Source organism: Sideroxydans lithotrophicus ES-1 (assembly GCF_000025705.1).
In the GTDB taxonomy this organism is placed as follows: Bacteria; Pseudomonadota; Gammaproteobacteria; order Burkholderiales; family Gallionellaceae; genus Sideroxyarcus; species Sideroxyarcus lithotrophicus.
In genome coordinates, this window is the sequence record NC_013959.1 from 2,610,244 (window position 1) to 2,632,515 (window position 22,272).

The 22,272-nt window shown below is 61.1% G+C and carries 22 protein-coding genes; 2 read left to right on the forward strand and 20 right to left on the reverse strand.

Annotated elements, in window-relative coordinates:
* The first annotated feature begins 105 nt into the window (after positions 1-105).
* A complete protein-coding gene (mltF, locus tag SLIT_RS12835) occupies positions 106-1,488 on the forward strand; it encodes a membrane-bound lytic murein transglycosylase MltF (protein ID WP_013030692.1) in 1,383 nt (460 codons plus the stop codon).
* On the opposite strand, the gene SLIT_RS12840 is transcribed toward mltF, so the two are convergent.
* The 20 genes from SLIT_RS12840 to bioB form a co-directional block, all read right to left on the reverse strand.
* Positions 1,485-2,273 (reverse strand): SDR family NAD(P)-dependent oxidoreductase, encoded by a 789-nt coding sequence (locus SLIT_RS12840; RefSeq protein WP_013030693.1) that lies wholly within the window; start codon positions 2,271-2,273, stop codon positions 1,485-1,487. The genes mltF and SLIT_RS12840 overlap by 4 nt on opposite strands.
* 16 nt (positions 2,274-2,289) lie before the next feature.
* On the reverse strand, positions 2,290-3,516 hold the full coding sequence (locus SLIT_RS12845; protein ID WP_013030694.1) for a hypothetical protein: 1,227 nt from the start codon (positions 3,514-3,516) through the stop codon (positions 2,290-2,292).
* Positions 3,488-4,144: a metal-dependent hydrolase gene (locus SLIT_RS12850; RefSeq protein WP_013030695.1), complete on the reverse strand. Its 657-nt coding sequence runs from the start codon at positions 4,142-4,144 to the stop codon at positions 3,488-3,490. Before SLIT_RS12850 ends, SLIT_RS12845 begins: the two co-directional genes overlap by 29 nt.
* Positions 4,144-4,881: an outer membrane lipoprotein-sorting protein gene (locus SLIT_RS12855; protein ID WP_013030696.1), complete on the reverse strand. Its 738-nt coding sequence runs from the start codon at positions 4,879-4,881 to the stop codon at positions 4,144-4,146. The genes SLIT_RS12850 and SLIT_RS12855 overlap by 1 nt, the downstream gene beginning before the upstream one ends.
* A gap of 124 nt (positions 4,882-5,005) precedes the next feature.
* Positions 5,006-6,268 (reverse strand): ABC transporter permease, encoded by a 1,263-nt coding sequence (locus tag SLIT_RS12860; protein ID WP_013030697.1) that lies wholly within the window; start codon positions 6,266-6,268, stop codon positions 5,006-5,008.
* A complete protein-coding gene (locus SLIT_RS12865) occupies positions 6,265-6,972 on the reverse strand; it encodes an ABC transporter ATP-binding protein (protein WP_013030698.1) in 708 nt (235 codons plus the stop codon). The genes SLIT_RS12860 and SLIT_RS12865 overlap by 4 nt, the downstream gene beginning before the upstream one ends.
* Positions 6,973-7,047: 75 nt before the next feature.
* Positions 7,048-8,385, reverse strand: a complete 1,338-nt coding sequence (serS, locus tag SLIT_RS12870) for a serine--tRNA ligase (RefSeq protein WP_013030699.1) — start codon at positions 8,383-8,385, stop codon at positions 7,048-7,050.
* 46 nt (positions 8,386-8,431) lie between these two features.
* Positions 8,432-8,797, reverse strand: coding sequence for a GxxExxY protein (locus SLIT_RS12875; protein ID WP_013030700.1), 366 nt, complete (start codon positions 8,795-8,797; stop codon positions 8,432-8,434).
* Positions 8,798-8,829: 32 nt separating this feature from the next.
* Positions 8,830-10,143, reverse strand: a complete 1,314-nt coding sequence (locus tag SLIT_RS12880) for a replication-associated recombination protein A (protein WP_013030701.1) — start codon at positions 10,141-10,143, stop codon at positions 8,830-8,832.
* Positions 10,143-10,757: an outer membrane lipoprotein periplasmic chaperone LolA gene (gene lolA, locus SLIT_RS12885; protein ID WP_013030702.1), complete on the reverse strand. Its 615-nt coding sequence runs from the start codon at positions 10,755-10,757 to the stop codon at positions 10,143-10,145. The genes SLIT_RS12880 and lolA overlap by 1 nt, the downstream gene beginning before the upstream one ends.
* Before the next feature lie 93 nt (positions 10,758-10,850).
* Positions 10,851-13,124, reverse strand: coding sequence for a DNA translocase FtsK (locus tag SLIT_RS12890; protein ID WP_013030703.1), 2,274 nt, complete (start codon positions 13,122-13,124; stop codon positions 10,851-10,853).
* Entirely contained in the window at positions 13,124-13,810 is a 687-nt protein-coding gene (locus SLIT_RS12895) for a response regulator (RefSeq protein ID WP_013030704.1), read from the reverse strand. The genes SLIT_RS12890 and SLIT_RS12895 overlap by 1 nt, the downstream gene beginning before the upstream one ends.
* 55 nt (positions 13,811-13,865) lie before the next feature.
* Positions 13,866-15,686, reverse strand: a complete 1,821-nt coding sequence (locus tag SLIT_RS12900; RefSeq protein WP_013030705.1) for an ATP-binding response regulator — start codon at positions 15,684-15,686, stop codon at positions 13,866-13,868.
* Positions 15,683-16,270 (reverse strand): SCO family protein, encoded by a 588-nt coding sequence (locus SLIT_RS12905; protein WP_013030706.1) that lies wholly within the window; start codon positions 16,268-16,270, stop codon positions 15,683-15,685. Before SLIT_RS12905 ends, SLIT_RS12900 begins: the two co-directional genes overlap by 4 nt.
* Positions 16,257-16,967, reverse strand: coding sequence for a sulfite exporter TauE/SafE family protein (locus SLIT_RS12910; RefSeq protein ID WP_013030707.1), 711 nt, complete (start codon positions 16,965-16,967; stop codon positions 16,257-16,259). Before SLIT_RS12910 ends, SLIT_RS12905 begins: the two co-directional genes overlap by 14 nt.
* Complete coding sequence (gene bioD / locus SLIT_RS12915; protein WP_013030708.1) at positions 16,960-17,640, reverse strand: dethiobiotin synthase; 681 nt, start codon at positions 17,638-17,640, stop codon at positions 16,960-16,962. Before bioD ends, SLIT_RS12910 begins: the two co-directional genes overlap by 8 nt.
* Positions 17,637-18,506 carry a malonyl-ACP O-methyltransferase BioC gene (bioC, locus tag SLIT_RS12920; RefSeq protein WP_013030709.1) on the reverse strand — a complete coding sequence of 290 codons (870 nt, stop codon included), beginning with the start codon at positions 18,504-18,506 and terminating at the stop codon, positions 17,637-17,639. The genes bioD and bioC overlap by 4 nt, the downstream gene beginning before the upstream one ends.
* On the reverse strand, positions 18,493-19,263 hold the full coding sequence (bioH, locus tag SLIT_RS12925) for a pimeloyl-ACP methyl ester esterase BioH (RefSeq protein WP_041420880.1): 771 nt from the start codon (positions 19,261-19,263) through the stop codon (positions 18,493-18,495). Before bioH ends, bioC begins: the two co-directional genes overlap by 14 nt.
* The gene (gene bioF / locus SLIT_RS12930) at positions 19,244-20,401 is read right to left on the reverse strand and encodes an 8-amino-7-oxononanoate synthase (RefSeq protein ID WP_013030711.1); all 1,158 of its coding nucleotides are present in this window, start codon (positions 20,399-20,401) and stop codon (positions 19,244-19,246) included. Before bioF ends, bioH begins: the two co-directional genes overlap by 20 nt.
* Positions 20,402-20,482: 81 nt before the next feature.
* Positions 20,483-21,481, reverse strand: a complete 999-nt coding sequence (bioB, locus tag SLIT_RS12935; RefSeq protein WP_013030712.1) for a biotin synthase BioB — start codon at positions 21,479-21,481, stop codon at positions 20,483-20,485.
* Between the two features lie 72 nt (positions 21,482-21,553).
* Between bioB and SLIT_RS12940 the strand changes: the two genes are divergently transcribed.
* The gene (locus tag SLIT_RS12940) at positions 21,554-22,270 is read left to right on the forward strand and encodes a ComFC family protein (RefSeq protein WP_013030713.1); all 717 of its coding nucleotides are present in this window, start codon (positions 21,554-21,556) and stop codon (positions 22,268-22,270) included.
* The last annotated feature ends 2 nt before the right edge of the window (positions 22,271-22,272 follow it).

Sequence of the window (22,272 nt, forward strand, 5' to 3'; positions counted from 1 at the left end):
ACCGCAACACGTCCACTACGCAGCCGTGTTGTCAACCACTCTGCCACCTCTCCGAAGGGCGCGCATTTTACCAGCAACATATGAATTTCGGGCAGAATGTTACCCATGCGCAACTTGCTTCCTCTTCAACTCGCGGTCGTCTTCGCGCTGTGCGCCTGGCTCTGGATCAAGACCACTGCCGTCGACCCCCTGCCGGATTGGCGCCAGGGCGAGCTGGTGGTCATCGTGCCGCCCGTCGAGATGGAGACCGAAAACGCCTTCCAGACCGAGCTGGCCGAGCAGTTCGCCCAGCAACTGCAGGTGAAACTGAAGACCATTGCGCTGCCGATAGATCAAAAACTGCCCGCCCTGATGACCCACAAGGCACATCTGGCAACCGGAGTGCGGGAAACGTCAGATTATGCCTTGCGCTTCAGCAAGACCTACCAGTCGCTCGATGAACTCGTGATCTGTCACGGCGCCACGCCGGACGACATCGACAATCTTGCCGGGCGAAAACTGGTCGTGGCCGCCGGATCTTCCCAGGAGACCGCCCTGCGCGAGGTTCAGCGCGAGCATGACAAGCTTTCCTGGAAATCGCGCAGAGACACCTCGCCTGTCGAATTGCTGGAAGAAGTTGCTGACGGCAAGCTGGACTGCACGGTCGCGAACGAGGAACAGCTTGCCACTGCGCGCAACTTCTATCCGGAGTTGGGCAATGCGCTCGATCTCGACTCCCCATCCGAGCTGTCCTGGGCCTTCCCCGCCAACGGCGATACCAAACTGTATGACGAAGCGCAAGCGTTCTTCACCCAGATCAAGCAGGATGGCACCTTGCGCCGCCTGATCGACCGCTATTACGGTTACAACGAACGGTTGAATGCAATAAATGCGGAAGCCTTCATCACCCAGACGCGCACCCTGTTGCCGCATTACCGGCGCTGGTTCGAGGAGGCGGCAGACCTCACCGGCATCGACTGGCAGACGCTGGCCGCACTTTCCTACCAGGAATCGCACTGGGACCCCAATGCCACGTCGTACACCAATGTACGCGGCATGATGATGCTGACCGAGGAGACCGCCGACCGCATGAATGTGGAGAATCGCCTCGATGCGCATTCCAGCATCCTGGCCGGGGCACGTTATCTGCAACTGCTCAAGGAACAATTGCCGCTGCGCATGAACGAGGATGACCGGCTATGGATGGCGCTTGCGGCCTACAACCAGGGCATGGGCCATCTGGAGGATGCGCGCATCCTGGCCAGCCAATCCGGACTGGATCCGGATGTATGGTCGGACGTCAAGCGCATGCTGCCGTTGCTCTCGCGCCCGTCTTTCTACAAAAAGGCCAAACGCGGCAAGGCGCGCGGAGGGGAAGCCGTAATCCTGGTCGAGACTGTGCGCCTGTACAGCGACATGCTGAGACGACTGGATGCGCAGGACTCGTTGTATCAGTTGCCGCCGATCATGAAGCACGGCATCCTGGACGGCCTGATCAAACTGCCTTAGCGTCGCTCCGACAGCAGAAAACGGTTGATCTCCAGTGCGATGAGCGACGGCGCAAAGCCGGGGCTGATCGCCAGGAGCTTGTTCAGCAGTCCCGGTACCACTACCCCGCTGCCCCGCTGCATCCCCCGATATCCCTTGCGAGCCACCACGCTCGCCGCCATCGGCCTTGTCCAATGGAACAGCAGTGTGTGCTGTGCCCTCGCGGTCTGCTCGAACCCGGTGCTTGTCGGACCCGGGCATAGCGCCGTCACACTCACGCCGGTTCCACGCAATTCGCGGCGGATAGCGCGCGAGAAAGACAGCACATAGCTCTTGCTTGCGTAGTACACCGCCATGCCGGGGCCGCCCGGCTGGAATCCGGCCAGCGAAGCGACGTTGAGTATCTTGCCGCACTTTCTTTCGATCATGCCGGGCAACGCATAGCGCGTCAGTGCAGTCAGCGTGGAGATGTTCAGATGGATCATGCGCTCGACGACTTCGGGCAGTTCTCCGGCGAAATCGCCGGCATCGCCAACGCCCGCATTGTTGACCAGCACGTCGATGTCGGGCGTGATATCGCTGATCGCCTGCCATAGCGTCTTGCCTGCATAAGGTTGGGCGATGTCCATCTGGATGATATGCATCGTCGTACCATGCGACCCGCCAAGTTCCTCGGCCAATTCCTGCAGGCGTTCTGCCCTGCGTGCCGCTACGATCAGATCGTATCCGTCTGCCGCGAACAATCGCGCCAGCTCCATTCCGATGCCGCTGGAAGCACCCGTGATGACTGCTGTCTTTTTGCCCATATCGATCTCCATGATTTCACGGCAGGGCGATCTTCAGCCCGACAGTGATGCTGCGCGTGTACAGCGCCGAGAATTCCTGGCGCGCATTGCCGACTGGCTGTACCGCCAATCCGTAAACGCTGAGGTGCGGGGTGATCGTCGTCTCGCCATAGGCCGCCAGTTCGTTGCCGTTGTCGGTGAAGTTGCGCGTATACATCAGCCGCCAGTAACCGGTCTCGCTCATCATGTTCGCCTGCCACACCACATGCAGATAGTCGCGCCCGAGCAGGCGCGGCATCAGGCCCAGCGGCAAGCCGAATTGCGTGATGGCGCGCTCGAAATAGGCGCGCTCCTCCGCTGCAGTGTAGCCGTGGCCATCATGCAGATATTCGGTGTTCAGCGACGTGCCGTTCTCGAAGGTGTAGGAGGAACCGAGCAGCAGCGCACTGGCACGCGAAGATGGCGATTGCACGGCATAGGGCTGCGTCGCATCGGCAGGCGACCCCAACGCCACCGGCAACACCGAAGAACCGAACTCCCCGTACAGCATCAAGGCGTCAGTGGCAGTGTACTGCCCGTGCGCGCCATAGAAGGCACCCAGATGTGGCGCCTTGACCGCAACCAGTCCCCAGGCGAGCGCGTCCTCGCGCCGGTCGATCTTGCCCAGCCAGCTGTCGCGCCAGGCATCCGGCTGCACCGCGCCATAACCGGATCGCACCACCCGCGCCAGCGTCATGCCGTTCTGCATGTCCGGCGTCCAGGAAAGTTTCACCACATCCATGCCGACCAGCTCGCGCATGGGATCGGTGCGCCCGTTGTCGAAATAGAACGGGCTGGACGGCGAGCGGAACTGCCCCGCGCCCCAGTTCAGCACATCGCGCCCGGCTGCGACGTTCCATCCTTCCGCCGCGCGCACGCGCACCTGCCACAGGCTGAAATAGCCCTCGCCATGCTGCTGCGTAGCGAAGGCGTTGCCCGTCTCGCGCACCAACCCGATGGGACGTGCAGTCACACGCACCGTATCGTTCTCGGCCTTGAGGTTGAGGCGCAGTTCCGCGGTATCGCTGCGCTGCGGCAACTGTGCGATCCGGTTGTAGGGGTTCAGCACGCTGTCGTCGCGCAACACGGTGCTGTTGGCGTAACCGTAGAGCGTCCCGTCCCACGAGGTGCGCCAATCAGCGTCGTCTGCGGAGGCGCATGTCGCGGCGGAAATGAGCGAGATGAACCACAGAAGCTTAACGCACGACCGCATGACGATGCCCATCTACCCAGTATCCCCACAGCACCAACAGCCACTGCGCCTGCCCCACCCACGCGATGGCTTGGGCGCCGGGAGGCGGCGCACCGAACAGGTTGCCGGCATAGATAAGCACGAGGAAAGCGACAAGCCCGCGAAATCCCCAGCGCCCGCTCGCATCGGCAGCCGTCGTGAATCGCGCATACAGCCACACGCCGGCAGCAAACAAGGAACCTTCCACCAGCAGAGTGAGTGGCAGCGACGACCATACATCCAGCCCGAGACGCATGGCACTCCCCGGATACAGAGACAGGTCGGGCTGATGCACGATTACGTCGAGCAGCCAGTGGCTGACCACCAGCGCGCCAAGGACCAGCGCGTTTTTCGTCTCGCGCTTCAACCAGAAGTGCAACCCGCCGATCAGCACGGCCCAACCCAGCACCGCCAGCAGGCTGTGCGAAATGGGGTAATGCACGAACAGCAAGGGCGTCACTGCTGTCGCACCCGGCACGATACGGACCTGTTCCAGACCGAGCAGCAACAGGGTCGGCCAGAGCAGGTCAAGGAACTGTGCCGCCAGGAACAAGGTCCCCAGCGAAACTTTGGGAGCGACGGATTTTGCGCCGAAGCCGACGCCGAAGTGCCCGATGAACATTATTGCATCTGCCCCAGATCGAATTCGGACGGCCTGATCTTCTTCACGGTTACCGTACCGAACGTCATCGTGGTCTCGGCATCGACCAGCGCATCGCGTATGGTCATCTTGCTGATGAACGGGATGCGCTTGCCGTCATGCTCGAAGGTGTTGCCGTATTCGAACAGCGCCGTCTTGAGCAGTTTGCCGCTCACCGAATAGAACTCCGCCTTGACGCCGACCACGCGCTTGACCGATACCCAGTAGCGGATCTTGTCGTAAGTGGTGCGTTTGTGTTTCGCGGTGAGATCCAGCACGTAACACGGCTCGCCTTCCACCGTCTCGGTTCCGCTCATCTCCGCATCGTAATCGCCCGCATAGTTGGTCGCGGCGATGTCACCGTTCGACGCCTGCCCGCTCATGCGCTGGCGCGGCGAGATGGGAATGGGCTTGGACAGGCCCGGGCGCGTCATCCACATGTTGCGCTCTACCTGCAGGATCTTCGATCCCCTGAAGCGTACCGGCTCCTCGGTTTCCGCCACGCTGGAATCGTCCACTGCCTTGACCAGGATGCGCTGCGGCTCGTCGCTGCGGTCGCCGTCGCGCGACAGCAATTTGATCTCCCATTCGATGCCGGGCAGACCGCCGCCGCGCGCCTGGTCGGATCTCGTCAGGATGGTGTGTGCATCGGGTGCAGCGAATGCCGCACCGCTCAGTAGCAGCAAACCAAACATACCTGCCTGAAATTTCGCTCTCATAGTAAATCCTTAAAAGACCTGATTGCCACAGAGAACACAGAGTTCACAGAGATATCCGGCGAGATGAACGACTTTCTCTGTGTGCTCTGTGATCTCTGTGGCTTGAATTGCTTTTGTCCTTAGTTCATACATGACCCAGTGCATCGATGATGTCCTTCTTCGCCGCACGGCGCGCGGGCATGTATGCCGCCAGCGTACCCACCACGCCCATCAGCACAAAGGTGAAGATGGTGCGCCCGACATCCAGGTCTACCAGTAGCGGCACAGGGCTTGCGCTGTTGGGCGGGATGTAGGAGATGTTCGCCGCATTGACGCCCCAGCGCACCAGCAGCGAGATCAGCAGCCCGGTGATGCAGCCGAACAACGTCAGCAGCATCGACTCCAGGGTGAACAGCCGTATCACGCCGCTGCGCTTGAGGCCGATGGCGCGCAGCGTGCCGATCTCGCGCGTGCGCTCGACCACGGTCATGCCCATGGAATTCGCCACGCTCATGATGACCACGGTGAGCACGATGGAGAAGATGAAGCCGAAGATCATGTCGAACATGCCGTGCACCTGATTGTAGAAATCCGACAGTTCCTGCCAGGTCAGTATCTCGACATCGAAGCCCGCCGCTTTCAGCTTCGCCTGCAAGCGGTCGCGCATCGCCGCGGTCTGGTTCACATCGTCGAGCAGGATGGTCAGGCGCTGCGCGCGCCCCGCCGCATCGAGCAGGTTGCGCGCCAGCGCCAGCGAGACGAAGGCGAACTTGTCGTTGCTGCCCGCATTGCCGGTGTTGAAGGACTTGCCCAGCGTGACATCTGCCGCATTGGCCTGACCGCTCAGCGTGTTCACCAGCACCTGCGCGACCTCGCCTTCCTTGAGGTGCAACATCTCGGCCAGCCCCTCGCTCAGGCTGACCACCTCGGGCCGATCCTTGTCGAGGCGCATCTTCATGTTGTCGAACATGCCGCTCTTGCGTTCGGCCTCGGTCAGCGAGCCCTCGCGCAGCTTCACCACCGCTTCCGGCTCGATGCCCTCGGCGATGAAAATGGTACTGGCGCGGCCATTGCTGATCAGCCCGCTCATCCCCAATCGCGGCGCGACCAGCCTGACGTGCGGCTCCTCCTGCACCAGCCTGGTGATATCGGCAACTTCCTGCGCGGTAAGCAGATAGCGCTCCGGATCGAGCTTGCCTTCCTGGCGCATGCCCTTCTTGTACAGCGTCAGGTGGCCCAGCATCTCGCCGTGTATGGACTGGCGACCGAGACCGTCGTAGACGTTGTGGGTGTAACCCGCGAACAGCGCGATGGCGGAGAAACCGAACGCGATGGCAAGCAGCGTCACCATCGAGCGGCGGCGGTTGCGCAAGAGGCCGCGCAGGGCGAGCTTGAACATGTTCTTCATGCCGTCACCTCGTCGCTGACGATGTTGCCGTCTCTTAGCAGAATCTTGCGATCCACGTGGTCCAGCAGGCGCTGGTCGTGCGTGGTGAACACGAAGGTCACCTTGCGCGCGCGGTTCATCTCGCGCATCAGTTCCACCACCATGCGGCTGTTCTCGGAATCCAGGTTCGCCGTCGGCTCGTCGGCGATGACCAATCTGGGATTGACCACCAGCGCGCGGGCGATGGCCACGCGCTGGCGCTGGCCGCCGGACAACTTGTCCGGCACGGAATCCCTGAACCGTTCCAGTCCCACATCCACCAGCGCGGCAGTAGCACGTTCGCGCGCCTCGTGTTCGGCCACACCCTGTATCTGCAACGGCAGCATCACGTTCTCCAGCGCGGAGAGCACCGGCACCAGATTGAAGTTCTGGAACACAAAACCGAGTTTCTGGCTGCGAAACTCGGTGAGCGCGTCGTCATCCAGCACGCGCGTATCCTGCTCGTCGAAATGCACCTCGCCTTCGGTCGGCGCATCGATCAGGCCGATGATGTTCATCAGGGTGGATTTGCCGCTGCCGGACGGTCCCCACACGGCGAGAAACTCGCCGGCATGTATGTCGAGCGAGATGCTGTTCAATGCATCGATGGTGGTCTCGCCCAGCTTGAAGCGGCGGCGGATGTTGCGCAGTTTGAGGATCGGCGGATGACTGCTGTTGTCGCTCATGCTCTGCCCCTGTGCAGGTGGATGGATCGAACGGTGGCCAACGGACCTCGGCGCGACCGCAGCCGCGCCGCCGGATCAGCTGGCGTTGATTGAGGTCAGCCCGCCCATGTACGGACGCAGCGCTTCCGGCACCTTCACGCTGCCATCGGCCTGCTGATAATTCTCAAGGATGGCGACCAGCGTGCGGCCGACCGCGAGGCCGGAGCCATTGAGGGTATGCACCAGCTCCGGCTTACCCGCCGCATTGCGGAAGCGCGCCTGCATGCGCCGTGCCTGGAACGCCTCGAAGTTGGAGCAGGACGATATCTCGCGGTAAGTGTTCTGCGCCGGCAGCCACACTTCGATGTCGTAGGTGGTGGCGGCTGAGAAGCCCATGTCGCCGGTGCACAGCTTGACCACGCGATACGGCAGGCCGAGCAGCTTGAGGATGGTCTCGGCGTGGCCGAGCAGACCTTCCAGCGCTTCATAGGATTTTTCGGGGTGGACGATCTGCACCAGTTCCACTTTGTCGAACTGGTGCTGGCGGATCATGCCGCGCGTGTCGCGGCCGTATGAACCGGCTTCGCTGCGGAAGCACGGCGTGTGCGCCACGAACTTCAGCGGCAGTTTTTCCAGCGGCACGATCTCGTCGCGCACCATGTTGGTGACAGGGACTTCGGCGGTGGGAATGAGGTAGAAATCCCCAACTTCTTCAAACTGAGTAGCTTCAGGATGAATCAGTGCAGTCAGTCGATTTGCAGATGGTCTCGCAGTCACTCGAAATAAATCGGCCTCAAATTTCGGCAATTGGCCAGTTCCTCGCATCGAATCGGCGTTCACCAAGTAGGGTACATAGGTCTCGGTATAGCCGTGTTGCTCGGTATGCGTATCCAGCATGAATTGGGCGAGTGCACGGTGCAGTCTGGCCAGCGGCCCTTTCAGCAAGGAGAAGCGCGCGCCGGCGATCTTGGTGGCCGTCTCGAAATCCAGTCCTCCCAATCCTTCGCCGATGCTCACGTGATCTTTTACTTCAAAGGCGAACTTAGGGATCTCGCCGACCTTCCGCACCTCGAGGTTATTGGCCTCGGACTTTCCCTCCGGCACGGTCGCATGCGGCACGTTCGGAATTTCTGCCAAGAACGCATCCATCTCCTGCAGCAGTTGCGGCAATACTGCTTCGTACCTCTTCAGTTCCTCGCCCAGCGCGCCGACCTCGGCCATGATTGCCGTGGTGTCTTCACCTTTGGCCTTGGCCTGGCCGATCAGCTTGGAACTCGCATTGCGCTTGGCTTGCAGCTCCTGCGTGCGCGTCTGGATGGTCTTGCGCTCGGCCTCCAGCTGCTCGAACTTCGCCGTGTCCAACGTGTAGCCGCGGGTCGCCAGGCGTGCAGCCACTCCAGCCAGATCGTTGCGTAATGTTTGTATGTCTAGCATGGGAACCTCAAAGTCAAAATCCAATTAGCCACAGAGTACACAGAGATCACAGAGAAATTCGCTTCACTCCGCCGACCATCTGCTTTTCTCCAAAATTCAGTAATAACCCTCGCTTCAAACCCGTCGCTTTCAGATATGAGAGCACTTGGGCCGTTGCCACTTCCGGCAACGTTCGCAGGGATTTGATTTCCACAACAACTTCTTTTGCAATCAGCAAATCAAGACGCTGGCCTTGAATCGCGCGGCCTTTGTACATCACATCGACTGCCAACTGTCTTTGAAAAGGCAGCCCCGCCAGCTCCAACTCGATACACAACGCCTCTTCATAGATCGACTCCAACAGCCCCGGCCCGAGTGTTTTGTGAACCTCTATTGCCGCAGCAATTATCTGCTCTGTCAGTTGGTCTGCCACGATCTTCTCTGTGACCTCTGTGTTCTCTGTGGCTAATTCTTGTTTTTCGCTTTTGCATCCAGCTCGCGCAGATGCGCCAGCTTCTCCGCAATCTTCGCTTCCAGCCCGCGCTCCGTCGGTTCGTAGAAACTCACCTGCGGCATACCGTCGGGGAAATAGTTCTCTCCCGCCGCGTAGCCCTCCGCTTCTTCATGCGCATAACGGTAGCCCTTGCCATAATCCAGCTGCTTCATCAATTTGGTCGGCGCATTGCGCAAGTGCAGCGGCACTTCACGCGAGCCGTCCTGGGCGATGAAGGCGCGGGCGGCATTATACGCGACGTACCCCGCGTTCGACTTGGCGGCGACGGCGAGGTACAGCACCGCCTGCGCCAGCGCCAGTTCGCCTTCGGGCGAGCCGAGGCGTTCGTAGGTGGCGGCGGCATCGTTGCACAACTGGATGGCGCGCGGATCGGCCAGGCCGATGTCCTCCCAGGCCATGCGCACGATGCGCCGCGCCAGGTAGCGCGGATCGGCACCGCCGTCCAGCATGCGCACCAGCCAGTACAGGGCGGCATCGGGATTGGAGCCGCGCACCGATTTGTGCAACGCGGAGATCTGGTCGTAGAAAGCCTCGCCGCCCTTGTCGAAGCGGCGCATCTTCTGCGCCAGCGTGGCATCGAGGAATTTGGCGTCGACCTTGTCCAGCTTCGCAGCTTGGGCGGCGGTCTGCAACTGCTCCAGCACGTTGAGCAGGCGGCGCGCATCGCCGTCGGCATAGCCGATCACGCGCTCTTTCGCCGCAGCGTCGAATTCCAGCCCCTGCAAGGCGACCTGCTGCGCGCGCTCGAACAATTGCCCCATCTCGGCTTCGGACAACGATTGCAGCACATACACCTGCGCCCGCGACAGCAACGCGTTGTTCAGCTCGAACGAGGGATTCTCGGTGGTCGCGCCGATGAAGGTGACCAGCCCCTGCTCGACGAACGGCAGGAAGGCATCCTGCTGCGATTTGTTGAAGCGGTGGACCTCATCCACGAACAGGATGGTATGGCGGCCGCTCTGCTGCAGGGTCGCCTCGGCCTGCGCGATGGCCTCGCGGATGTCCTTCACGCCGGACAGCACCGCCGACAACGGCACGAACTCGGCATCGAAGGCCGATGCCATCAGTCGCGCCAGCGTGGTCTTGCCCACGCCCGGCGGCCCCCACAGGATCATCGAATGCAGCTTGCCGGACTGGAACGCCAGGCGCAGCGGCTTGCCCTCGCCCAGCAGGTGCGATTGGCCGATGACTTCGTCGATGTGTTTTGGACGCAGCCGCTCGGCGAGCGGCGCGGCAGGCTGGTTAGGTGCGAACAGGTCGCTCATCACTCACCCAGCACATCGGCGTCTTTCGGCGGAACAAAATGAAACAGCTTCGCCGACAGCGATGGGTTGTTCTTCAGTTCCGTGAAGCGCAGGACCGTGTGGTGACCGAAGGCATCGTACAGCTCCATCACTGCCAGTTCCGATTTGCCATTGAACGCCATGAGTATCTTCTCGAACGTCGTTTCTTTCGACTTCGGCGTGGCTTGCAGCCATTCGAATCCATCGCGATCTTCGAGATCTTTCAGGGTGAAATCGCGCTCGATCTCGTTGTTGCCGGAGAGCAATGCCGCCGGACTGCTGCCCAGCGCGGCATCCAGTTTCTTCACCGTGACCTGGTTGAGATCGATGTCGTACATCCAGAACTTCTTGCCGTCGCCGACGATGAGCTGTTCATACGGTTTCTGGTAGACCCAGCGGAACTTGCCCGGCCGCACGAACTGCATGGTGCCCGAGGCGAACTGCATGCGTTTGCCGCTTTTTTCCAGCACCTCTTGCGTGAAGTTCGCCTGCGCAGAATGCGTGCCGGCGATGAAGGATTTCAGTTTGCCGGTGGCTGCGGCATGCGACGCCAAGGGAAGAACAAGCAGCGTCAGAAAGAGAAGTTTATGTTTCATAATTCCTGGTAAGGATTTTGGATTTTGGAATTAGGATTTAGAAGGATCGGCGTCATGCCCAAATCCCAAATCCAAATTCCTAAATCCTGTTTTTCATTCTTGCCTTGCAGGCGCAAGCACTTCGCGATTGCCGTTTGACTGCATCGGCGACACCAGCCCGGCTTTTTCCATCGCCTCGATCAGGCGCGCGGCGCGGTTGTAGCCGATGCGCAGGTGGCGCTGCACCAGCGAGATGGAGGGACGGCGCGTCTTCAGCACGATCTCCACGGCCTGGTCGTACAGTGCATCGGCTTCGGCATCTCCGCCGCCACCGTCGTATTCGCCTTCGGCCGGCTCATCCAGCGAGGTCAGCACACCCTCGACGTAGTTCGGCTGGCCCTGCGCCTTGAGGTGCTCGGCGACGCGATGTACCTCCTGGTCGGAGACGAAGGCGCCATGCACGCGCTGCGGATAGCCGCTGCCCGGCGGCAGGTAGAGCATGTCGCCCTGGCCCAGCAGCGCTTCCGCCCCCATCTGGTCCAGGATCGTGCGCGAGTCGATCTTGCTCGACACCTGGAATGCCACGCGCGTCGGCACATTGGCCTTGATCAGGCCGGTGATCACATCCACCGATGGCCGCTGCGTCGCCAGCACCAGGTGGATGCCTGCCGCGCGCGCCTTCTGCGCCAGGCGCGCGATGAGTTCTTCCACCTTCTTGCCCACCACCATCATCAGGTCGGCGAGCTCGTCGATGAAGATCACGATGAACGGCAGTTCCTCCAGCGCCTCCGGATTCTCCGGCGTGATGGTGAACGGGTTGGTCAGCGGCTCGCCCGCCTTGATGGCGTCGCGCACCTTCTGGTTGTAGCCGGCGATGTTGCGCACGCCCAGTGCCGACATCAGCTTGTAGCGCTTGTCCATCTCCTGCACGCCCCAGTTGAGCGCGGAGGCAGCCTGGCGCATGTCGGTGACCACCGGCGCCAGCAGGTGCGGGATGCCCTCGTACACCGACAGTTCCAGCATCTTGGGGTCGACCAGCAGCAGGCGCACCTGCTGCGGCGTGGACTTGTACAGCAGGCTCAGGATCATGGCGTTGATCGCCACCGATTTGCCGGAACCGGTGGTGCCGGCCACCAGCACATGCGGCATCTTGGCCAGGTCGGCCACCACCGGCTTGCCGGAGATGTCCTTGCCCATGGCCATGGTCAGCGGCGAATTCATCTCGGCATACACCTGCGAACCGAGGATCTCGGACAGGTGCACGATCTGCCGTTTCGGGTTGGGCAGTTCCAGTGCCATGTAGGTCTTGCCGGGGATGGTCTCGACCACGCGGATGCTCACCACCGACAGCGCACGCGCCAGGTCGCGCACCAGGTTGACGATCTGGCTGCCCTTCACGCCGACGGCGGGGTCGATCTCGTAGCGGGTGATGACGGGGCCGGGATAGGCGCCGACCACTTTGACCTCCACGCCGAAGTCCTTGAGCTTGCGCTCGATCAGGCGCGAGGTGAATTCCATGGTCTCGGCGGAGACCACCTCGACCTGCTGCTTCGCCTCATCCAGCAGATGCAATGGCGGTAGGTCCGAATCCGGCATGTCGGCGAACAGCGAGACCTGCTTTTCTTTCTGCACGCGGGTCGATCGCGGCACTTCATAGACCGGCATCTCGATGTGGATCGGCTCATGTTCCTCGACGCGCTTCTTCTCTTCTTCGACGACGATGTTGCGTTCCTGCATCGCCTGCGCGCCGATGCGTTTGTCCTGCCGGGTCTGCCAGGCGTTGCGCGCCCACAGGTAAGTGTCTTCCAGTCGTCCTCCCAGCCAGTCGGCCAGGCGCAGCCACGACAAGCCGGTATACAGGCTGAAGCTCACCACCATCAGCGCAAGCAGGAACAGTGTGGCGCCGATGAAGCCCAGCGTGTGCGACAACGCACCGCCCAGCACCTCACCCAGCATGCCGCCCGGAGCAAGCGGCAAGGAGACCTTCCAGGTATAGAGGCGCAACGCCTCCAGCGCGCTGCTGGAAAACAGCAGCACGAAAAAACCCAGCAAGGAGACCCACAGGGCGCGCTGATCGAACAGGCTGTCGGAGCGCATGCGGCGATAGCCGGCCCACACACGTTGCAACATCAATGTGACCCACCACCATGCCGAGAAACCGAACACGTAGAGCAGCACATCCGCCAACCATGCACCGAGCACGCCGCCGGGATTGTGCGTGACGGCATCGCTCGCACTGTGCGACCACGAAGGATCGGCACGGTCAAAACCGAACAGAATGAGAACCAGGTAGAGCGCCACCGCCACCAGCAGCAGCCAGCGCGATTCGCGCAACAGGCCGAGCAGTCTTTCCGGCAATGGCGGACGTGGGCTTGCGGGTAGCGCCATCAATTACCCTCGGTGTCGTTGGGAGCGGGCGGCAGGAATCCCAGCCGGCGCGCGGCGCTGACCGCTTCCAGCCGCGAGTTGGCATGCAGGGCCTGATAGACCGCCGCCGTGTGTATCTTCACCGTACCTTCGGCCAGATTCATCCTCTTGGATATCTCCTTGTTCGCCAACCCCGATGCAAGATAGGTCAGCACTTCGAGTTGCCTGGACGTGAGGCCGAACTTGGCTGCGCGCTGCGAGCGCTTGCTCGACAAGGATTCGCCCTGGTCGACGTTGTTCACTGCCTGCTGCAACAGTTGCGGCGGCAGGTAGACGCCGCCCTCGAGCACCATGCGCAATGCCGACAGCATGATCTTGCTCGACGACATCTTGGAGATGAATCCCATCGCCCCGGATTCCATCACGCTTTCGATGTCGTCGCGATGATCCGAACCGGAAACGACCACCAGCGGGATATCGGGGTGGCGCAGGTGGAAGAACTGGATGGAGGGCACGCCTTCGCTGCCAGGCATGTTCAGATCGAGCAGCGCCAGGTCGACATCGGGGTTGTCATGCACCAGCTGCAATGCATCCTGGAAATTCCCGGAATCCAGTATCTCGACTTCGTCGGCCAGTTGCTGCAAAACATAGCGCATGCCATCGCGAAACAAGGCGTGATCATCCGCCATCAGCACTTTTATTTTCATCTTTTACCTCTCGGTCCCTGAGCACCCGTAATCATACCACTCCAGGCAAGGGCTTCTAGCCTTCCCCGTGCAAGGCGGAATACATCATCGCCCGCAGCCGCATGGGCGCAATCGGCTTGTGCAGCAGGATCGCCCCGCTATCGTGTATCTCATGCAAGGTATCGCTGGCCGTATCGCCGGTCAGCACGACCGCCGGCAATTCACTGCCCCATTGCTCCCGCATCTGCCTGATGACCCGGATGGCGGTCGTGCCGCGGGGAAGCCGGTAATCGCATATCAGCAAGCCAGGCTGCAGTCCGGCGATATCCAGCTTGCGTATCACGTCCTCGAAAAACTCGCCCGCAACCACCCTGCACCCCCATTGCTCCAGGAGGTTGACCGTCATTTCGCGTATGTCCTGGTCGTCTTCCACCAGCGCCACCACACTGCCGCTCAGATCGTACTGGGAATGCGAGATGACAAAGGGCTGCGCCAGGTTTTCGGGATCGCCCATCGGCACCTCGAAACTGAACACCGAGCCGACCCCCGGCTCGGAGCTGACCCGGACCTTGCATTCCAGCAGTTGCTCGATCCGGCGCACGATGGCCAGACCCAGCCCCAGGCCTTTGCGGCGGTCGCGGTGCGGGTTGTCCGCCTGATAGTATTCCTCGAAGATATGCGGCAACGTTTCGGCCCGTATACCGATGCCGGTATCGGCGATGTCCAGACCGACCTTGCCCAGCATGCAGATGCAGCGCACGGTGACGCCGCCGCTGTCGCTATAACGTATGGCATTGGAAATGAGGTTGCGCAGCATGCGTTCGAGCAGGAATGGATCGCTACGGACCACCACATCGCAGATATTTTGCGGGCCGCATGTTCTCCCCGTGCATACGGGCAGTTCGAAGCTCAATCCTTTCGCCTGGGCGAGCGGCGCAAAATCGCCATACAGACGGTCGAACAGGTCGCCCAGCAGGAAATGCTGCATGCGCGGTTCCACGATGCCTGCATCCAGCCGCGAGACATCCAGCAGGTCGTCGAACATGTCGACCAGCGCATTGACCGATTTGCCGATCTGACCGGCCAGACGGACTGTCTCTTTCTCCCTGGCGGTATCCTGCAAGGCGTCGGAAAACAAGCGCAAGGCCTGCAAAGGCTGGCGCAGATCATGGCTGGCGGTGGCCAGGAATCTTGATTTGGCATGATTGGCCTGCTCTGCCGCCAGGCGCGACGCTTCCGCGTCCCGTTTCCGTTCCAGCAATGCGCCGACCAGAATCTCGTTCTCGAACCTGCGCCGTTGCGACTGCTCGAAGGTGCGGATCAGTTCCAGCGCCGATTTGAGTACGAAAGCGCAAAACATGCCCAGCATCACGAACAATATCCAGTGCGTCGTGTCGTTTTCCCATGCCAGCCTGCCCAGCAGGGGCAGGATCGTGCCGATCAGGTAGATGAACATCGAAGGAGGATGGAAGGGATTGCTGGTGGCTGCGCCCGCGGACAGTCCCATCACCACGCAAATCATCAGGGCCTGGTAAGCCAGATCACCCGGGACAAACATAAGCACACCGGCGCTGCCCCAGGCGAGCGCGATCATCGCCGTCAATCTCCTGAACATGCGATCCCAGTAGCGGTTCTGGACTACACTCTTGGTCAGTGCGCGATGCCGATGCCAGAAAAAGTATTCAATCCCATGTACGCAATAGACCGCTGCCAACCAGGCCTGCAAAACTTCATGCGATATCTTGCCCCACATCAGCATCACCAATAGCGGGGCCAGGGCGAGTTGCGACACGACCATCAACGGATAGCTGTCGAGGCGGGCGCGAATCTGCTCCGAACGGATCGGAAGATTTATTTCGTCTATCTCGAAGCGCAGCAGATCGGCCAGCGGATTCATTTGAACGAAAGCAGTATCCTGACGTCCTGCACCCATGAATCCGAATGTTGCCAGAAGGGCGACAACAGGATCGGCCGCCCTCTGGGGGAGATGAAATATGTCCCGGCGGAATGATCCAGATCGTAGCCGCCGTCCTTGTTCATGTGTTTCTCGTAGGTCACACCGAAGGCTTTCGCCGCTTGCGCAGTCTCTGCACTGTCTCCATACAGACCCTTGAAAGTGGGGTAGAACGCAGCCGGATATTTCGCCAGCAACTCGGGCGTATCGCGCTGCGGATCGAGCGTGACAAACAATACCTGTACCCTGTCGGCGTCCTTGCCCAGCAATTTCATCATGTGTGCCAGTTCGGCCAGCGTGGTCGGACATATCTGCGGACAGTGGGTATAGCCGAAGAACAGCGCCACCACCTTGCCGCGATAGTCGGCCAGGCTGACCGGCTTGCCGGTCGCATCCTTGAGGTGGAAATCCGCATGCGCGTATTTTGCAGTCACGTCGCCGGCCTGAAAAGGCGAAGGCAGCGATTGCTCGCCACAGGAGGCAAGCAACGGGAACAACAGGCACAGCAACAAGTTACGCAGGGACATGGCAGCTACCGCTCCATCCATTGATATAAAACGTGTACCCGACCTTGAACAGGCCATACACCCCGAACAACGCCACCAGCAGCCCTGCCGCCATTCTCACGCGCGGCGATTGCACCCAGCCCTTGATGCTTTCCCAGAACAGGCCGATCGCCAGCAGGTTGGGCAACGTGCCCAAACCGAATGCAAGCAGGATCAGCGCGCCCTTGACCGCGCTGGCGCTCGCCAATGCAGTAAGCAGCACGCTATATACTAACCCACACGGCAACCAGCCCCACAGGACACCCAACCCAAGCGCACGCGGCACCGTATTCACCGGCAGCAACCTGGTCGTAAATGGCTGCAGGCGCTTCCACAGCCCCCCGCCCAAGCGCTCCAACCGTCGCACCGCGCCCCATACGCCGGCGAGATACAAACCCAGCGCGATGAGCATCAGGCTCGACAGCGCAAACAACAGATGCTGCACAGGAACGGCATCGCGCATCAACAGACCGGCCTGGCCTATCGCCCCCACCAGTGCGCCCGCCACCGCATAGCTCGCGATGCGTCCGCTGCTGTATGCCAGATGGAACGGCCAGCGCGGTCTTGCTTTGGGTACCTGGGTGGTAAATATGCCGACGATGCTGCCGCACATGCCGAGGCAATGCACACCACCGAGCAGACCGACCAGGAACACCGCGATGAGACTGAATTCAACCATCCGCTTGTTTTTTCTCCAGCAAATCCAGATTCAAATTCGCAGCTGCCGCGCAAGCGTCGGGTTGCGATTGAAACGGGACGATACCCAGCAGCGGGGCAGCGACGCGTTCGCGCAATGCCTCGATATTCTCCTGCAACGCGGGCATGTCTGCATCCAGCACGTTGGCTATCCAGCCCGCGCATTCTAGTTGTAAATCCGCGATCGCGCGCAGAGTCAGCAACGCATGGTTGAGACAGCCGAGCCGCATGCCGACCACAAGGATGACCGGCAGCCCAAGCTGTTTTGCCAGGTCGGCGCTATCCTGCTTCTCGTTCAACGGCACGCAGAAACCTCCCGCACCTTCCACGATCACTTCATCGACCTGTCCCGCCAACTCCCGGTAGGACGTCAGAATACGCGAAAAATCGATGCGTACCCCGGCATGGCGAGCGGCAAGATGGGGGGCGATGGGGCGCACAAAACAGTAAGGATTCACCTGGCCGTAAGTAGCCTGGATGCTGCTCGCGGCACGCAGCCGTTTTGCGTCGCCATTGCGGTCGTCCTCATCGCAGCCTGCCGCCACCGGCTTGAACCCGGCCACTCGTTTGCCTCGTGCAGCAAATGCGTGCAGCAGTGCGCAGCTCAGCAGCGTCTTGCCCACGCCGGTGTCGGTACCGGTGACGAAGTAGCTCATAGCCTGAAGTCTGTCCTGATGATGGCTCGCCCATCCGCTGTCGTCTTCGGTGCCGGCTTCCAGGCATGGCCGTAGATGATCTCGAAGGTGGCGGGCAGTTTTCCGTCACGGCGCAGTCTTTCGTAGTTCTCCGTGACCCGCTGCCATGCCGCCTTGCCCATCATGCCGGGTGCGCGACCGGCGGTGGCGTTGTGTGCGCCGATGCTTTTCAGGTCTTGCATCACCGCACGCACGTCGTTGTAGGTCAGCGTGATCCGTTCCATCTCCATCACCGGATCGGCGAAACCGGCCGCCACCAGCATGTCGCCGATGTCATGCATGTCGGCGAAACGGCTGAGATGGTTGTAGCCATCGATGCCCTGAAAGGCAGTGCGCAATTCCTGCAAGGTATCCACGCCAAAACTGGAGAACATCAGCAGGCCGTTCAGCTTGAGCACGCGCTGCAACTCGGTGAAAGTGCCGGGCAGGTCGTTGCACCACTGCAGCGCAAGGTTCGACCACACCATTTCGACGCTATTTGACGCGACAGGCAAGGCCTCGACATCGGCGCAGAGATAGCTTTCGCGCTTCGCCGCGAACAATTTTGTCCACCAGCTCGAGGTGCCCCGCGCAACCTGAAGCATGCCGATGGCGATATCCAGCGCTATCACCTCAGCCTTCGGGTAGCGCTCGCCCAGCTGGCGCGTGCCCCAACCGGTGCCGCTGCCGATATCCAGCACGTGCGCCGGCTGGAGCTTGATGACGTCCAGTTTCTCCAGCATGCGTGTGCACACCTCGCGCTGCAGCACGGCGGCGGCATCGTAATCCCGCGCCGCGCGACTGAATGCTCGCCGTACTTGCCGCTTGTCTATTTCAAATTCGTTCATGCAGGAAACTCTTCATCTGTTCTACGAAAAAATCCGGGTGCGACAGGAACGGCGCATGGGCCGCACCCGCAACTTCGATATAGCGCGCCGCGGGCAAGGCATGAGCCAGATAACGCGATGCCTCCGGCGGCGTCAGCTTGTCGCGCTCGCCGCAGATGACCAGTGCCGGCTGGCGAATGTCCTTCAGTCCGCTGCGCTGATCAATATCGCGCAAGATCGCCAGCCCGGCACGCAACGCATCCTTGTCGGATTCGCCGCGGCTGAACAGGCGTTCGCGCAACACTGCCAGCAATTCGCGCTCGTTCTCGCTGCCGCGCAATTGCAGTGCAATGAAACGGCGCAGTGTGGCTGCATGATTCAGTTCCAGCTCCTCGGCGAACTTGCCCAGCGCTTCGCTTCCCATCCCGCAGGGCCAGTCTTCGCGCGCAGCGAAACATGGCGTACTTGCCACCAGAACCAGTCTGCGCACTTTATCAGGTTCGCGCGCCGCCCAGTGCATCGCGACCTGCCCGCCCAGCGACCATCCGCACACGGCGATCGGCTCTGCAAAACAGGCAGCCAGCACAGACACGATAGCATCCAGTGTCGGTGCGTTTTCGTCCCTGCTGAACCCGTAGCCCGGCAGGTCTATGCTATGCACCCTGTGACTCTCTGCCAGTTTCTGCGCAACCTCGCTCCACACGCCGCCGTGCATGCCCCAGCCATGCAGCAACAGCAGCGGTTCACCGCTGCCGATGCTATCGATGTGCAAGCTCATGCAATGCCCCGACAAGTCGTGAAACATCTGCCTCGCCATGCGCTGCCGACAGCGTGATGCGCAGCCGTGCGGTACCCTGCGGAACAGTCGGCGGACGGATCGCCGCGACCCAGATGCCGCGTTCGCGCAATGCTTCGCTCAACTGCAGCGCCTGAAGGTTATCCCCGATCAGCAGCGGCTGGATGGCGGTATCCGACGGCATCAACTGCCACGGCAGGCCGGACAGACCGCCACGCAACTGTGCCACCAGCTTTTGCAGGTGCGCACGCAAGGCATCGCCGCGGGCGATCAATTCCAGGCTCTGTGACAGTGCGACGGACAATGCGGGAGGCGTGGCGGTGGTATAGACGTAACTGTGCGCATGATTGACGAGCGTATCGATGACCACCTGCTCCGCCGCGACGAAAGCGCCGGATACGCCTGCCGCCTTGCCCAGCGTCGCCATATGGATGACGCGCGGCGATGCGATGCCGAATTGCGCCAGCGAGCCGCGTCCCTGCTCGCCCAGCACGCCAAAGCCGTGGGCGTCATCCACATACAGCCAGGCATCGTGCTGCTCGCACAATGCCAGCAGCTCTTGCAAAGGAGCGATGTCGCCATCCATGCTGAAGACAGCGTCGGTGATGACCAGCTTCCTGCCGCTCGGCGTCTGCGCCAGCAATTGAGACAGCTGCTGCATATCGCCATGCCGGTAACGCTTCGTTTCGGCACGCGACAACTGCATCGCATCGTTGAGCGAAGCGTGGTTGAGTTTGTCGGCGAACACGGTGTCGCCCTTGCCGACCAGCGCCTGCACCACGCCGAGATTCGCCATGTAACCGGTGGAGAACAGCAATGCAGCGGGTTTTCCGGCGAAGGCTGCAAGCTGCTGTTCCAGTCGATGATGCGCGCCGAAATGCCCGTTCACCAGATGTGCCGCACCCGCACCGACACCCCAATGCTGCGCACCCTGCTGCAAAGCGGCGATCAGCTGCGGGTGATTGGCAAGACCGAGGTAGTCGTTGCTGCAAAACGCCAGATACGGCTTGCCGTCCACGACGATATGCGGCGATTGCGGCGTATCCAGCGTACGGCGGCGGCGCAGCAGATCTTGTGCTACCCGCCGGTCCAGTTCGTTCTGTAATTCAGTGAAAGGCATTTTGGCCAAAGAAAGCACAGAGTACACAGGGCAAATCAGAACAGAGCGAGCGTCTCTCCGTGATCCCTGTGTGCTCTGTGGCTAATGATTTTTATCTGCAAGCGGGTACATGCCCAGTTTGCCCATCAGCACACGATCGCGTTCCACCTCGGGATTGCCGGTGGTCAGCAATTGATCGCCGTAGAAAATCGAGTTTGCGCCTGCCAGGAAGCATAGCGCCTGCACGGCATCGCTCATCTCGCCCCGCCCGGCAGACAGTCGCACAAATGCTTCCGGCATGGTGATGCGCGCCACGGCGATGGTGCGCACGAAATCCAGCGGATCGAGGTCTTCAGTGTCGGCCAGCGGCGTGCCCTCGACCTTGACCAGGTTGTTGATCGGCACGCTTTCGGGATAGGGATCCATGTTGGCCAGCTGCGCGATGAGCCCGGCACGCTGCGTCAGGCTCTCGCCCATGCCGATGATGCCGCCGCTGCACACATGCATGCCTGCCTTGCGCACGCGTTCCAGCGTATCGATGCGATCCTGGTAGTCGCGCGTGGTGATGATGTTGCCGTAGAACTCCGGCGCCGTATCGAGATTGTGGTTGTAGTAATCCAGCCCGGCGGCACGCAACTGTTCAGCCTGCTCATCGTTCAGCATGCCCAGCGTCGCGCATGTCTCCATCCCCAGCGCACGCACCTCCTTGACCATTTCCAGCACCGCATTCATATCTTCGCTGGAGGGCTCGCGCCAGGCCGCCCCCATGCAGAAACGCCCGGCACCGGCCTGTTTGGCCGCTTTGGCAGCCTTTACCACCTCCTCCACTTCCAGCATCTTTGTGTTTTCCACGCCTGCGGAATGGTAGGAGGACTGGGTGCAATAACCGCAGTCTTCGGCGCAACCGCCGGTCTTGATCGACAACAGGGTTGAGAGTTGCACCGCATGCGGGTCGAAATGCGCACGATGCGTTTGTTGTGCGCGGTACATGAGATCGGCAAAAGGCAGCCTGAACAAGGCCTCGACTGCGTCAACGCTCCAGCGCTGGGCGGAAACTTCAGGTTGAACGGGACGGACGAATTCGATGGTTTTGGTTTGCATAATAGTTTGAACAAGCAAGTAGAATAGCAATGGCACATACACGACCCGGAACAGCAACAGGATCGGACCAACATGTCTATTTTATCCCATCGCCAGTTTGACATCGGCACAAAATTCATGCGCCAGCTACCCGCCCAGCCTTGCCTGCTCTGCGGCGCAGCCAGCCATGTCGGTCTATGTTGTGCCGCCTGCGACACCGAGCTGCCGCGCCTGAACGCGGAACATTGCCCAATCTGCGCCCTGCCGACCCCGAGTGGCAGCGTATGCGGTGCCTGCCTGCAACAGCCGCCTGCGTTCGACCACACCGTGGCAGCATTCAGCTACGACTTTCCGGTCGACAAATTGATCCGGGCGTTGAAGTTCCACGAACATCTGGCATTGGTGAACCATCTTGCCGATGCCTTGGCACAGCGTGTAGACACCAGGCCCGATCGGCTGGTTGCCCTGCCGCTGCATCCGGCGCGCTTGCGCGAACGAGGTTTCAACCAATCCCTGTTGCTGGCGCGCCGAATCTCGCGCCGACTGCATATCCCCCTGCTGCCGGATGCCTGTGAACGGGTACGCAATACGCCGCCGCAATCTTCCCTGCCATGGAAGGAACGCGACAAGAACATGCGCCAGGCATTCGTCTGTTCCAGCACCGATGTGCGCGGCAAACACATCGCCATCGTGGATGACGTGATGACCACAGGTGCATCGACCGGCGAGCTGGCGCGCGCATTGAAACAGGCTGGCGCACGCGAGGTCAGCGTCTGGGTGGTGGCGCGGACATTGCCGCACACCCATTAGGC